Origin of the sequence: Alteromonas sp. KUL17, assembly GCF_006538305.1 — a bacterium.
In the GTDB taxonomy this organism is placed as follows: Bacteria; Pseudomonadota; Gammaproteobacteria; order Enterobacterales; family Alteromonadaceae; genus Alteromonas; species Alteromonas macleodii.
The window spans coordinates 64,649-78,031 of record NZ_BJKJ01000012.1 but is presented as its reverse complement, the minus strand read 5'-3'; the positions used below and the strand labels follow the sequence as shown (position 1 = coordinate 78,031).

The 13,383-nt window shown below is 43.0% G+C and carries 13 protein-coding genes and 1 pseudogene; 9 read left to right on the top strand and 5 right to left on the bottom strand.

The window, feature by feature from the left end:
- Positions 1-94 precede the first annotated feature (94 nt).
- Complete coding sequence (locus KUL49_RS12115; RefSeq protein WP_131137441.1) at positions 95-1,276, top strand: histidinol-phosphate transaminase; 1,182 nt, start codon at positions 95-97, stop codon at positions 1,274-1,276.
- 74 nt (positions 1,277-1,350) lie between these two features.
- On the opposite strand, the gene KUL49_RS12110 is transcribed toward KUL49_RS12115, so the two are convergent.
- Both KUL49_RS12110 and KUL49_RS12105 read right to left on the bottom strand, forming a co-directional pair.
- Entirely contained in the window at positions 1,351-2,526 is a 1,176-nt protein-coding gene (locus KUL49_RS12110) for a trans-acting enoyl reductase family protein (protein ID WP_101564885.1), read from the bottom strand.
- A gap of 138 nt (positions 2,527-2,664) precedes the next feature.
- The gene (locus tag KUL49_RS12105; RefSeq protein ID WP_131137470.1) at positions 2,665-3,894 is read right to left on the bottom strand and encodes an aminotransferase class I/II-fold pyridoxal phosphate-dependent enzyme; all 1,230 of its coding nucleotides are present in this window, start codon (positions 3,892-3,894) and stop codon (positions 2,665-2,667) included.
- A 160-nt stretch (positions 3,895-4,054) separates the two neighbouring features.
- On the opposite strand from KUL49_RS12105, the pseudogene KUL49_RS21520 reads away from it, so the two are divergent.
- Both KUL49_RS21520 and KUL49_RS12095 read left to right on the top strand, forming a co-directional pair.
- Positions 4,055-4,281, top strand: a pseudogene (locus tag KUL49_RS21520) (type II toxin-antitoxin system CcdA family antitoxin).
- A 47-nt stretch (positions 4,282-4,328) separates the two neighbouring features.
- Positions 4,329-4,574, top strand: a complete 246-nt coding sequence (locus tag KUL49_RS12095) for a hypothetical protein (protein ID WP_165477902.1) — start codon at positions 4,329-4,331, stop codon at positions 4,572-4,574.
- Positions 4,575-4,749: 175 nt separating this feature from the next.
- Here KUL49_RS12095 and KUL49_RS12090 read toward each other — a convergent pair whose 3' ends face one another.
- Entirely contained in the window at positions 4,750-4,992 is a 243-nt protein-coding gene (locus tag KUL49_RS12090; protein ID WP_131137438.1) for a YdcH family protein, read from the bottom strand.
- Between the two features lie 223 nt (positions 4,993-5,215).
- On the opposite strand from KUL49_RS12090, the gene KUL49_RS12085 reads away from it, so the two are divergent.
- The 6 genes from KUL49_RS12085 (at position 5,216) to KUL49_RS12060 (ending at position 11,029) form a co-directional block, all read left to right on the top strand.
- Positions 5,216-7,663: a zinc-dependent metalloprotease gene (locus KUL49_RS12085; RefSeq protein ID WP_131137437.1), complete on the top strand. Its 2,448-nt coding sequence runs from the start codon at positions 5,216-5,218 to the stop codon at positions 7,661-7,663.
- A gap of 66 nt (positions 7,664-7,729) precedes the next feature.
- Entirely contained in the window at positions 7,730-8,335 is a 606-nt protein-coding gene (locus KUL49_RS12080; protein ID WP_242633818.1) for a hypothetical protein, read from the top strand.
- An 84-nt stretch (positions 8,336-8,419) separates the two neighbouring features.
- Entirely contained in the window at positions 8,420-8,677 is a 258-nt protein-coding gene (locus tag KUL49_RS12075) for a type II toxin-antitoxin system Phd/YefM family antitoxin (protein ID WP_131137436.1), read from the top strand.
- Positions 8,665-8,961, top strand: coding sequence for a type II toxin-antitoxin system RelE/ParE family toxin (locus KUL49_RS12070; protein ID WP_131137435.1), 297 nt, complete (start codon positions 8,665-8,667; stop codon positions 8,959-8,961). Before KUL49_RS12075 ends, KUL49_RS12070 begins: the two co-directional genes overlap by 13 nt.
- 235 nt (positions 8,962-9,196) lie before the next feature.
- Complete coding sequence (locus tag KUL49_RS12065; protein ID WP_131137434.1) at positions 9,197-9,988, top strand: trypsin-like serine protease; 792 nt, start codon at positions 9,197-9,199, stop codon at positions 9,986-9,988.
- A gap of 261 nt (positions 9,989-10,249) precedes the next feature.
- Positions 10,250-11,029, top strand: a complete 780-nt coding sequence (locus KUL49_RS12060) for a hypothetical protein (RefSeq protein WP_131137433.1) — start codon at positions 10,250-10,252, stop codon at positions 11,027-11,029.
- A gap of 308 nt (positions 11,030-11,337) precedes the next feature.
- Here KUL49_RS12060 and KUL49_RS12055 read toward each other — a convergent pair whose 3' ends face one another.
- Together KUL49_RS12055 and KUL49_RS12050 are read right to left on the bottom strand one after the other, a co-directional pair.
- Positions 11,338-12,456, bottom strand: a complete 1,119-nt coding sequence (locus KUL49_RS12055; RefSeq protein ID WP_131137432.1) for a succinylglutamate desuccinylase/aspartoacylase family protein — start codon at positions 12,454-12,456, stop codon at positions 11,338-11,340.
- Positions 12,457-12,546: 90 nt separating this feature from the next.
- Positions 12,547-13,317, bottom strand: a complete 771-nt coding sequence (locus KUL49_RS12050; RefSeq protein WP_131137431.1) for a HesA/MoeB/ThiF family protein — start codon at positions 13,315-13,317, stop codon at positions 12,547-12,549.
- Positions 13,318-13,383 lie beyond the last annotated feature (66 nt).

Genomic DNA, 13,383 nt, shown 5'->3' with positions numbered 1-13,383 from the left:
CATTTATGTCAATGGTTTAGGTTTTTTATGCTATTGCGCGTTCAAAATTAAGCCTTTAGTCTAAAGTGAATATAGACGGAAGGCAGAGCGAAATATGAATAAAAATGAACAACAGAGCACCGTGAATTCTTCACGCCGTAATTGGTTAAAGTCAGTGGGATTAGGTGCAGGCGCGGTAGCGCTAACGACCAGCGTTGACAGTATTATGGGCGACCTTCGTGCCGCAGGGATGCAAACTGAACACTTCCCGTCTGCTACCCCCAATGTAAACGATGGTCTTATTCGCTTATCGTCAAATGAAAACGCCTTTGGGCCGTCAAAAAAAGCCGCAAAGGCAATGCAAAGCGAGCTTTTAAACCTAGCGCGTTATACTGACGCTACGGTTGAAGTGTTAGCGCAAAAAATTGCTGAGCAAGAAGGCGTATCTGCTGAGCAAATTGTAATTACGAATGGATCTTCACCTATTCTTTTTGGCTATGCGGACTGGATCACCAAAAACGGCAATAAGCTGGTAACGTCTATGGCAACCTACGAAGGCGTACCACGGGGCGCTGAGTTTATGGGGGCAGACGTGACCTACGTGCCGTTAGCCAATGATATGACTTTTGATCTAGATGCAATTGAAGCGGCAGTAACTGAAGATACAACCGCCGTTTATGTATGTAATCCAAACAATCCAACGGGCAGCATGGTAGATGCGGCCAAACTTACCGCGTTTGCAAAACGCGTATCGAAGAAAGCGCAAGTCTTTATTGATGAAGCCTACATTGAAATGTCTGATGCTTACCCCGCTAATGTGCAATCGAAGCTAGTAGCTGAAGGGTACAACGTGGTGATTTGCCGCACCTTCTCTAAAATTCACGCCATGGCGGGACAGCGTCTCGGTTACGCCATCATGCCTGCTGAGCAAGCTAAAACAATGGGCGGTATGCTGCGCATGGGTGGTGTGAATTACTTGGCACTGGTTGCGGGTATGGCGAGTATGGATGACCACGCGAACCTAAACACCATGCGCTCACGGATTAAAACTGAACGTGATAAGTTAGTAAAAGTTGCTAAAGAATTAAAACAGCCATATGCGCCGAATCCACAAGGGAATTTTATTTACATGGATACGGGCATGCCGCACGATAAATTTGCAGAAAAGATGAAAGCTCAAGGTATAAAGGTTGTAGGGCGCACGTGGCCTGGGTACGACTCATGGTCACGTATTAGCGTAGGGACACCTGAAGAAACTGACGCGTGCGTTAAAGCATTAAAAGCGGTACTCGCTTAAAAAACAACAATAACACCTAGCGCAGAGAGAAAAGGCTGAACGCAATTTGTGTTCAGCCTTCGTTTTTTGAATTGCTATTTCTCGATAGCAAACGTTAAGCCTGCTTTTTCTTCTAAACGGCGGATAAGCTTGTTACCAAGTGCTGCCGCAGGTGTGAAGAAACCACCAGATAAACTAACGTCTTTGCACAAGCAAAGGGCAGATTCTGAAATCATTTTACTGGTAGAGCCGTAACCTGGATCCTTGTCGCCTTTTACCGATACGGCTAGCATATCACCATTGGTAGCGGTACCCACAAACATGACATCGTAAAAGCCATTTTCGCGCTCTTCTTTGCTCGGGCCTTCACCTGGTTTAGGGCCATCATCACTAGCAAGCGACTTATCTTTGGCAACGTGATTCGCCATGGCTTCACCTTTCTCACCTGGGCCAGTCATCATCATTTCATCATATTGAAAGTTCTTGCCGTAGCTATATCCGCCCAGGTAGTTCGTGCGATGAACGTTTTTAGTATTGATGGCCGCCATAATAAATGGTGCAACCCATGTGCCTAACTGCTCATCGAAGTAAGGTTTATTGCCATCGGGCTGTGGCTGATTTGACGCGCCATCGGTTAATGAGTGCGGGTTAATAAGTGCCGCCATGACAGACTTATCTTTGTGCGCAGCCGCCATGGTCGCTTTTAAACTTGCAGCCGTACCGCCAGAGAACGTGCCCTGCATTTTACGAACGCGACCTTTTACATATTCAATGACATCGCCAGTTTGCTTTTTGGCATGTTCTTGAAGGTAGTACACACCAAGGTCAAAAGGCACGGAGTCAAAGCCACACGAGAACACAATGTTTGCGCCGGTTTCTTTAGCTTTCGCTTCGTATTTATTGATCATTTGGTGCATCCAGGCTGGCTCACCGCAAAGATCTGTATAGCCGGTGCCGTTATCGACACATGCAGAAAGTAACTTTTCACCGTAAATTTGATACGGACCAACAGTGGTAAGTACAACGGCTGTGCGCTTCGTCAACGCATTTAGCGCGTCATCATCATCACCATCGGCTACAATGCTAGCAACGCTTTCACTAATGCCTAGCTCCTTTTTTACGCCGTTGAGTTTAGCTTCGTTTCGGCCTGCGACCGCCCACTTAACGTTGTCATCGCTGCCATACTGAGCCTGAAAATATTCAGCTACTAACTTACCCGTAAAACCTGTAGCACCGAAAATAACTACATCAAATTCCCGTTCGTTACTCATTGTTTTGTCCTGTTTTATCTCGTTTCGACACGTGTCATCAATATGCGTTACTCAATATACGCACAAGCACCCATATCTATCATTTTTTTCGGTAATATTTGTCTATTCATGAAATTAAATGGTGAGCATAAAAAAGCGTTAGCTTAATAATTCTACAAACTCAGCAAGCCGTGAAAGCCCTTCCTCCAAGCGTTCAATGCTAGTGGCGAAAGACAGTCTTACGTAATGGTTGGCATTGTGCTCACCAAAATCATTACCCGGCGTAAGCGCTACGTGATGTTGTGAAAGTAGGGCATCACAAAATTCAATTGCAGTTAAGCCCGTATGTTTAATATTGATGTAGGCGTAAAACGCACCGTCAGGCTTTGCATCTAAACCAAGCCCCATATTTTCAAGTGCACTAAAAACAAGGGAAGCACGCTTTTCCAGCGTATGGCGGTTTTGCTCGCATTGCGCCAATGCTTCTGGTGTAAAGCATGCAAGAGCAGCCTTTTGCGATAGGGTAGAGGGGCAAATAAACAAATTCTGCGCGAGTTTTTCAACGATGGGCGTCATTGCTTCAGGTACCACACACCAGCCAAGACGCCAGCCGGTCATGCCAAAATATTTGGAAAAACTGTTTATTACGACCACTGTTTCTTCAAGCTGTGCATTGGCAAGTACGGTTTGAAGTTTGGTATCAGTGCCTAAGGTCGATTGGGAAGCGAATGTATCATTGCGTACATCAAGATCAGCCGAAAGCGATAGATCCAAGTAAATTTCGTCAACAATTAAAAAGCCACCTTTGGATTTGCAGTACTCGCCAATTTTAGTCAACTCTTCTGCATCTATAACCGTACCAGTAGGATTGGCAGGTGTGGCAATAAGTACACCTTTCGTGTTGTGCTTCCAATTATCGGCAACACTTGTTACGGTTAGCTGAAAGTTATCCTCACTGCGTGTTGGTACCAGCGTTACCTCTGCGCCAAATGCGTTTAAAAAACGTCGGTTACAAGGGTAAGAAGGGTCGCCCAATATCACGTTGTCGCCTGGTTCAACCAAGGCAGCACTTGCCAAAAGTAAAGCGCCAGAAGCCCCAGCGGTCACGACCACTCTAGAAGGGCTTACCGCTACGCCATGTTTAACATCATAAAAGCGTGCAATGGCTTCACGTAGTTCAGGCATGCCCAGCGCCGAGGTATAGGGAAAAACTGGGGCATTTAAGCTTTCTTTCATTGCCGCAAGTACTGGCGCCGGTGCGCCGAAATCAGGCTCGCCTAAATTAAGCCTAATAACATCTTTACCTTGCAGTTCGAGTGCGGTGGCTTTCTCGCCATAGGCCATGGCAAGAAACGGAGAAATAGCAGTAGCACGAGAGGCTAACTTCAAAATTAAACCCTTCATAGTTTGAGCTGGTTAAATCAATAGCGCAATTAGGGCTTACTCTTGGCTGTGATTCAAGTAAATATTTGAAAAAGGAAGGGGGCTGCGTTTGCTATGCGCACAACTTTTGCGCATAATAATTTTAGTAGATTAGCTTGAGGTAGTTATGCGTCAAAAAGTTTCTTGCAATACATCGATCAATAGTGACCTTCTCAATGAGGCAAAGTCTCTTGATATAAAGCTTTCTGAGGTTTTTGAAGCAGCTTTAATTAGGGCGGTAAACGAGAAAAAAAAGCAGAATGGTTCAAGCAGAATGACGGCGCCCTTAAAGCTCATAATGACAAAGTAATTAAGAATGGAACGTTTTCGGAATCAATCGGTCAGCTATCGTGATAAGTCAGTTTTCAGTATGTAGATATTCATCCTCTATAGTTATCGTCTTGACTAACACAGTTTTTAACGAAGTGGAAAGCTTGTTAGTAGCGCCATTAAAGATAATGGATGGACAACCTTACGTGAGAGACTTACAAATACCCTGTGAGGTGAATGGCGTGCTTTACTACATCGACTTACTTGATATTGCAACTGTTTCAAAGCGCGGCTTGAAGCCTTTAGCAGAACAGCCACTCAAAAATATGAGAAACGAAATTAAAGCTGGCATTGATTTACTTATCGATGGTTTTTAGAGATTGGCTCTAAAATGCTCGACTAAATCTATCACCAATATAATAGTTCTTGGCTACAAGAATATTGTTTGCTTTAAACACTTCAATACTAAGTCGTGTAAACATCATGTTGTGTAAGCATCGGCCATAAACGAATCACCCATTAAACCCGCAGATACGCATACTAAATGGATGACTACTTAACGTTTATCAACACCTGATAAAGCACATCTTTCAACTCAGCGCGGTCGTGTTTTAGCTTGTGTAGCGTTTCATCATTAGCGGGTGATCCAAGCTCTTCAAGGTTTCTAATTTCGTCATCTAAAATGTGATAGCGTTTTGCTTTCTCGGCAAAATCAGTGCTAGTCGCATTTAAACGGTTAATCGTATCTTTGTGTTCTGGAAAGTCGCTTAGTAGTGAGTGGTTTTCGCCTAACATAATTGTTCTTCTGATTGTCCTGTTTCATAGCAGACAAGTTAGATTATCAACACTTTCTTCGATATATAATGCTCTAAATACTGTAATCAGTTTCAACAAATTATTGACAACGGCAGTCAATGCCTAGAGTCGAGCAAGGAGTAGCGTTAAAACGACGAATTACCATGGGCAAAATCTCTTACATAGGGTAGGCTAGAAATTCACAATAATAAGGACTAACTGCATGCTGCAATTGAACATTTTTCACAAAGCCGCGCGACAGGTGAAAGCATCGGGTAAATCAGCTTTTGCGTTTACGGTATTGTTTGTCGTGTCTGCATCTTCAGCTTGGGCAGCGTTACCAAGCATTGGTGAATTCACCAGCGATATGACCAAAAAAGATGGTTTAATTCCTGTTTACTATGACGATGAAAGCGACAAAGTTTACTTAGCCGTGCCAATTAAAAACGCAGAGTACTTGTTCCAAAGCAGTTTGCCTTATGGCGTAGGTTCAAACGATATTGGCCTTGATCGCGGCCAGTTAGGCGACACGCGCTTAGTCAGCTTTGAAAAATTTGGTAATAAGGTTTTATTAAAGCAGCACAACACCAAATACCGCGCGGCCCACGGCAGCGAAGCTGAAAAGCAGAGTATTGATGAAGCTTTCGCAGATTCGGTTATTGCTGGTTTTACGCTGGTAGCAAAAAGCGACAAAGTTAGCCTTATCGACTATACGCCTTTTCTGTTAAGTGATATTCACGGTATAGGAAACCGTATGGCGCGAACCAACCAAGGTAGCTTCAGCGTTGATAACATGCGAAGCGGCGTGTATTTACCTAAAACCAAAGGCTTTGAAAAAAATACTGAATTAGAGGCTTTAGTCACCTTTGCAGGTAAGAAGCCAGGCGAATACGTGCAGCAAGTTACGCCCGACCCAGAAAGCTTGTCGGTGCACTTGCATCATTCGTTTGTGGCTCTGCCTGACGACAATTACACGCCCAGAGAGTACCACCCGTACTCGGGCTACTGGAAATTCAGTTACTTTGATTATTCAACGCCTATCAGCGAGCCTACTGAACAGCGTTTTATTACCCGCCATCGTTTAAACAAGAAAACCCCGCATGCTGCAATGAGCGAAGCAGTGGAGCCTATTGTGTATTACCTAGATCCTGGTATTCCAGAACCCGTAATGACCGCGCTTAGAGAAGGGGCGAGCTGGTGGAATCAAGCCTATGAAGCCGCAGGCTACAAAGATGCGTTTCAGGTGAAAGTATTGCCCGAAGGTGCCGACCCAATGGACGTGCGCTATAACGTAATCAACTGGGTACATCGCGCAACGCGCGGTTGGTCTTATGGTTCGTCGGTTGTCGACCCGCGCACTGGTGAAATTATCAAAGGTCACGTTACGCTCGGCTCATTGCGTGTAAGACAAGATTATTTAATTGCCCTTGGCCTAACCAGTCCTTTTAAGGACGGGAGCACCGACACCACTGCACAGCAAGAAATGGCTTTAGACCGCATTAGGCAACTTTCAGCCCACGAAGTAGGGCACACATTGGGTATAGCCCACAACTTTGCGGCAAGTGAAAATAACCGTGCGTCGGTAATGGATTATCCTCACCCCAAAATTAGTATTAAAAACGGCAAAATTAGCTTGGAAGGCACGTATGATAAAGGCATAGGCGCATGGGATATTCACGCCGTCGCGTATGGCTATCAAGATTTTGCCAGCGACGTAGAGGCAACGGAAGCCTTGGCAAAAATTATCGTAAGAGGCCGTAATGAGGGTTTAAGTTTTAAGTCAGACCCCGATACCCGTAGTAGTCGCCATGCATCGGCAAACGGCCATATGTGGGAAAACGGTAGCAATCCGCTAGATGCTTTCGATGAAATTTCACAAGTACGCGAACTGGCGTTAGCCAATTTAGGTTTAGACACCTTAAGCCCAAATAGCAGTTTATCCTCTCTTGAAAATGCTTTAGTGCCTATTTACTTACTCCACCGTTATCAGTTAGAAGCCGTTGCAAAGCAAGTCGGCGGCTTAGTGTATGAATACGAACGCAAAGGTGACTATACCAAAGCACAGGGCCAACAGTTTGTAGCGCCTGCAGTGCAGCAACGCGCTATGCAGCAGTTAATTACGGCCACTACCGCTGATTACCTGACGATACCTGAATCGGTACTCGCCCTTATTCCACCGACAGCGTATGGCGACGATATTACTCGCGAGCATTTTAAGGGCAAAATGGGGTTAATGTTAGACCCTGTTTCTGCGGCTGCTTCAGCATCTAACTTTGCGTTTGAATTACTATTGCACCCAGAGCGCTTAAACCGCTTAGAGTGGCAGACAAGAAGCACTAATGACAGACGCAAAAAAGTAGGCGTTTCTATGCTGGTGAAGCAAATACTTAACGTTCACTGGTATAAAAATAAGTCACAAAGCCCATTAGCAAAACGCTTACAGTTAGTGGCGTTAAATGCAGTGATGAAAGCAGTAACTAACGATAAGTTGGCGCCTGAAGTAAGAATGGAAGCCGAACTTGCTCTGCTTGAATTTAGCGAATGGTTAGACGACAAAGCAGACGACAATCAGTATGAAATACTGAAAGAACAGTTCGATACTTATTGGGCTAGTAAGGCATGGCCAAGTACCTTTGAAGTAGAACCGCTTCCGCCTGGTTCGCCGATTTAAGAAAGTTGATAATTAATGTTAGGGACAACGCAATTAGAGTAAAATCATAGCCCGAGTAACAAGCAAGTGCCGCAAAGAAACTTTGCGGCCTTGGTCACATCCTTACTCGCTATACTACTTCTAATAATAGTTCCATTAGTAGAAAGCCTGCATGGCGGTGTGCTGTGGGGCTTAAATTACCATTCCCCCCGGTTTATGTCACAGGTCGGCGACGCGTTAGCCTTAGTTAAGCTTATAGCGCTTTGCGCAGGTGTGTACCTGCTTTTCACGCAGCACGGTAGATTGAGATATCTTGTTAAAAGTAAATGGTTAACTGTTGCTTTGAACTGTGTTTTAGCAATAGTGGCGCTTATTCAGATTGCGATAGGTCTATTAGGTGTACTGATTGATGCAACACTAGGAGCTAACCGAGACTACTTTCATAAAGAATTCGAAATAGGAAATAACACTATTTACGTGTTTACAGCGGACTCAGGAGCCATGGGTACGGCCTACCATTATTTCTATTTAAAATGTCCACTACCTTTAAACCGCTATGAATTAAGGTTTATTGAAAAAACAAATTGGGTATGGGAGCTTGAGCTTAAAACTTCTGATAATGGTTTTGACGTATTTAATCAGCGTGGTGAGTTTAAATATCGCGTTAGTTTGGGTGAAGTAAAGTGTGATTAGTTACCTCGTAACTCTGCTCTGAGCGAATGAAATCTTGTGTGGTAATCGTTAAGCGATACTATAGTGACAGCAGGAACCTGCATCGTGAAAGTAGAATTAATTACGACATTGAAGAGGCAAGCCACAAAAATTCTGCAAGACCTGCACACTTCAAAAGAGCCTGTTTTGATTACTGAGCATGGTAAGCCATCGGCTTACTTAGTTGATGTCGATGATTATGAGATGATGCAAAAGCGCATGTCGATTCTGGAAGGTATTGCAAAAGGTGAGCAGGCAATAAGAAATGATGATGTTTTAACTAACCTGCAGGCCAAAGAGAAAATGGATAAATGGCTGAAATAGTATGGACAGAACCTGCTCTAAATGACTTAGACCTGATTGCTGAATACATAGCGGTATTTAACTTAGTTGCGGCAAAGAAACTGGTTAAAGAAGTCTTCGCCAAAGTAGACATACTTGAGGAATATTCTAAATCAGTAAAGTCAGTCTCTGAATTACCATCTCTAAATTACCGCGAGCTTTATGTAAAGCCCTGTCGAATTTTTTATAAGTTTGAGGACAACAAAGCCTTTACTTTGCACATAATGTGGCACGAACAAGATCTTAGGCGCTTTTTATTAGATTAGCGTTAATTCATTTTAAGTACACTTGATGAATACAGCAGCTTTTTTCCGTTACTTCCGACTTGTGCCAGAAGCTGCCGTTCGATTCTTTGTAATTAAACGGCGGAAGAATAAGTGATGCGGATGTCTAATATCCTCTCCAAGAGTAAATGTTAGATGGTTTTTCAGTCAAAACGAGTGTTAGTATGGGGTCTTTGTTAGCAGCTTTTAGTTAGCCCTAAATCTACATGGATGTAATATGAAAATTTTGGTTTTATTTTTTGCTTTTTTCATTGCAACTAGTAGTAATGCTGTAGTGAAACGGCACGATATTCCTTCCCGCAATTATGTCTTAGAAATAGTACCCGAATACTTAATTGACCTACCTCACGAAGGTCATGGGGTATTGATAAAACCTCAATGGGTTGTGACAGTCGCTCATACCATTTTTTATAATTACATAGGTAAAAAATTACGTGTTGGCGATAAAGTCTTTGAAATAGAAGAGGTTCACATACATCCACTTTATATTGAACCAGATGGGGTTCTCTTTAAAGGTGATGCAGCTCCCTTAATGAAGTTTCTAGAATCTAGAAGTGATATAGCTCTAATAAAGCTATCTTCCCCTGTTACAACGAGTGAACCAATTGATATCTACCCAAACATTGACCAAGCGGGTAAAGAAATCACGGTATTTGGTCGTGGAGCAACAGGTAACGGAGAAATTGGTGAAAACCTCGAAACAAAATCATTACGAGAATTAAACCATTTTAGAAATATTATTGAATCTTCAAAAGGAAACTGGCTCTCATATAAATTTAATAAACCACCTGAAGCATTGCCCCTTGAAGGAATGCACGGTGCTGGTGATAGTGGCGGAGCTTCAGTGATAACTGAAAACGGTAAGACTTATTTGGTTGGTTTATCGAGTTGGCAATTTTGGCGTGGAGATCTTGCTAATTTTAAAGGCGGTTTATATGGTACTACTGCTTATCAAGTTAGGGTGTCAAACTACCGAGACTGGATTGAAAGTGTTTTGGGCAATTTGTGAGTCAGCCCAAAGCATACTCAGCGTTTAGTTTCTGTTCCTTTTTCGCCTAGTTTACTTAAGCATTACATGCCCATAGGTAAAAGATGAACGACGGCTTCTTGTCTCAATGAACAGCTAGCACTTAGGAGCTGCAACGTATGTGAGGCGGACATTGTGTATACTTCAGCATGAAAAAAGAGAGCATTGTTTTTCTGAGGGATCAGGTATTACTATAAAGCCTGACTTATAAGTACTGATCGTTTCTAAAAGGATATCTCAAAAATGGAATGTTTTGACTTTTTCATTAAGGATACATTTTATCATTATCAAAGATTTCTAAATTCGCTCAATATAGAAAAGTTTCCGATAGGATCTTACGAGTCAAAATTAGACGCCTGTAAGTTCGCGAGCTCTATAAGTAGCTTCATCGAGTATCTATTCATTGATAATAGAGAATTGGTAAAATCGAAATACAGTGTTTCGGGGCAAGGTAAATTCAAGGAAGCACTTTTCAAAAGAAGTTTTAGTATCGGTGAAAAGAAAGTAAGCGGAAAGTTTTTGAAATATACCTTTGATATAGCCAATGCCTATAAGCATAAAAAAATTGACAGGCATAACCCGCTAGTATCCGATATAGAGCAGGTTTGTGAATCGATACTTATAATTGTTAACAAGGATTCTGAAGGCTCTTATTATGCTATTGATAAGGGCATAAAAGTTACAGACAACTTAGGTAGAGAGCACAACCTAGAAATTGTTCTTAGAGTGTCTTTCGATATTATTGCGATAATTGCGAAGGAGTTTTCGGTTATCACGGAGATACCATCAGTTAGTTATTCTAAAAAATTTAAACTCTCAAGAGATGAATCGAATAATACGTATCAATTTAAAAGTACTTTTTTTGAAGCTTTATCAGGAACGAAAGTGACTTTATCAGCATTAATTCAAGTCTTTGATGAGAATGAAATTTACTCATTGCGGCATAGACGAAAGAATGAGCCAGTTAACCTTAAACTTTCTTTCCCGGTCAAAATAGAGGTTAACCCTCTTTTGAGCCTATGAGTTACTTTACTAATGCCAGAGTTCGGCAGCAAAGCTGCGCCGCTTGACTTGATATTGACGGTCCGCTAATTGTTTAAAATTGCTCAATGAAGCAGGTATGACCAAGTGTCCGCTTCACGCTCATTGCAGCCATCGAAGTGCCTTTGTGCGATGGGCATCTTAAGGTACTCTTCTGCCGTTAAATTTAATGTATTGAACGGCAGGAATTAATTCAAAGAATAAACCAGCAGCTTGTGTGAGCCGTATCTACATACCCTAATCAACCATGATGTAATAAAGTTTTACTCCATCAACTTGCGTACAAAAATCTACAACTCCTTATAATTCGTAAACACCTTATACAACTGCGTCCCACTCAATACCGAAGCCGACGGGAAGTGTAGAATAGGGATCAAATCGCAAGGCGCTTCTAAGGTCCTGCTGCCGTTGTCGGTATCCAGATCGTCAATATTTAAAATTTGCGCCAGTGGTTCGCCTTTCTTCACCGTTTGGCCTGGTTTCGCCATGTACTCCACCATGCCGCCCCAGTTAGTAAACAGGGTTTTATAGTCTTTTAAATACACGCCTAAACGCTTCATTTCTGTCGGTTTAATATCGCATTCGTGCAATACGCCTTTGGCGTTTAAGTAGCTAAGAATACTGGTGGCGTCTATATTACCTTCGTTAAAGTCGATAACTTCTTGGCTACCCATTTCAAGCGTAAACGCTTCAACGTTAAAGCTTACCTCACGCGCTAAATTAGTTTTTATGCTTTCTTGCAGTGTCCACCATGGGCAGAACGTCGCTTCGTCCAACGCCCCCGCAAATACGTTTGGAATAAAAATACAATGGGGAATGTTAAACAGCTTAGCACTGTCTTTGGCGTACTCGGGAATATAAACGTGGCGGGTAGACACCGGGCCGTTGTGGAGATCTAACACGAAATCGGCGTTGACCGCCATTTGCTGTAGCTTTAGGTTTAACTGCTGTGCCAAGCCTAAACCCCATGGTTCAGCCAATTTGTTGTCGATAGCGTTAGACAAGTGAGCACGAAAACGTTGTTTTATGCCGTCAATTGACTCTTCGCGGGTTACCGTTTTGGCGAAATGCTCAACTGCTTCTTTATCGAAGAAATAGCCGCGGTTCCAGTTTGTGCCGTTCACAGGATCGAACCGGCCTAATGTGTACTCACCGGCTTTAATGTTAGTACCAATGGGATTACAGTTGGGCACTAGGATAATTTCGCCGCAAATATCCATGTCTTTTAAGCGCTGAATGAGATGGTAAATAACCACGTTACCTTGTACTTCTGCGCCGTGAATAGAACTTTGAATATACACGGTGGGGCCAGGGCGCGCTCCTTTCATTCGATAAATTGGCACGTTCATGTTACGTCCAGACGCGTTTTGCGCCACTACCATGTGTTTTTTCACTACTTGGGTTGTCATTTAAATCAACCTATTTTCTGTCTTGTTCTTTGTTTTAGTCTATTGTTTTTAATCACTTTTTTAGAATTCATGCCGCAAATGCACATAAACTTAACAAGCACATAGCTCGCAATCTACGCCTTTAGGTAGTTTCCAGTTTCGCCACTCGTGCGAAAGCGCATCAAACGTCATTAACGTGTTTTTAGGAATATTATCGAAATCCATCAATACTTGCATAGCTAGCATTGCTTGGTAAGTACCAACAATATTTACTACTGGCGAGAATATACCTGCCTCAACACAGCTTAAATCGGGTGATTCAAATAGCGTTCGTAAGCATGCATAGCAGCGGCTCTCACCGGGTATAGCTACGAAAAGCTGGCCTTCAAAGCGAATGGCTGCACCCGATACTAGCGGGGTATTTAGTTTAAAACACAGTAGGTTTATTAAATCTCGCGAGTTTGTATTGTCGGTGCAATCTAGCACAACGTCAGCACGCTCTATGGCTTGTTTTAATACTGGTGAAAGCTGAGTAGAGCTGGGCGCCGAAAACGGTTCTGCTATTACGGTAATGTCGCAGTCGCTGTTTATTGCACTAAGCCGCGCTTTAGCCGCCTCTACTTTATTTGTGCCTACATCTTGTTCGCTAAACAAGGTTTGCCTTGGCAGGTTGGTGGCCTCAACTGTGTCGTGGTCGATAAGTGTAAGAGAGCCCACGCCACTGGCGCAAAGGTTAGTAGCAGCCGCGGTGCCAAGCCCGCCAATACCAATGATACAAATATTGGCGTTTAGCAGCGCTTCTTGACCGTCTAGATCCACTTTTGGAAGCACGATATGGCGGTTATAACGCATAGCCTGCTGATGAGTTAGGCTTTTAGACATAGTTTATGCCAACTTAGTTGTTGAATTCATGGCATGCACCCTTATAAAGTGATTACCAAATAGTAT

What these genes read in the sequence shown, in the direction of transcription:
- KUL49_RS12115 (WP_131137441.1), top strand. Translation starts at nt 95, where the DNA reads ATGAATAAAAATGAACAACAGAGCACCGTGAATTCTTCACGCCGTAAT.
- KUL49_RS12110 (WP_101564885.1), bottom strand. Translation starts at nt 2,526, where the DNA reads ATGAGTAACGAACGGGAATTTGATGTAGTTATTTTCGGTGCTACAGGT.
- KUL49_RS12090 (WP_131137438.1), bottom strand. Translation starts at nt 4,992, where the DNA reads ATGTTAGGCGAAAACCACTCACTACTAAGCGACTTTCCAGAACACAAA.
- KUL49_RS12085 (WP_131137437.1), top strand. Translation starts at nt 5,216, where the DNA reads ATGCTGCAATTGAACATTTTTCACAAAGCCGCGCGACAGGTGAAAGCA.
- KUL49_RS12070 (WP_131137435.1), top strand. Translation starts at nt 8,665, where the DNA reads ATGGCTGAAATAGTATGGACAGAACCTGCTCTAAATGACTTAGACCTG.
- KUL49_RS12065 (WP_131137434.1), top strand. Translation starts at nt 9,197, where the DNA reads ATGAAAATTTTGGTTTTATTTTTTGCTTTTTTCATTGCAACTAGTAGT.
- KUL49_RS12060 (WP_131137433.1), top strand. Translation starts at nt 10,250, where the DNA reads ATGGAATGTTTTGACTTTTTCATTAAGGATACATTTTATCATTATCAA.
- KUL49_RS12055 (WP_131137432.1), bottom strand. Translation starts at nt 12,456, where the DNA reads ATGACAACCCAAGTAGTGAAAAAACACATGGTAGTGGCGCAAAACGCG.
- KUL49_RS12050 (WP_131137431.1), bottom strand. Translation starts at nt 13,317, where the DNA reads ATGTCTAAAAGCCTAACTCATCAGCAGGCTATGCGTTATAACCGCCAT.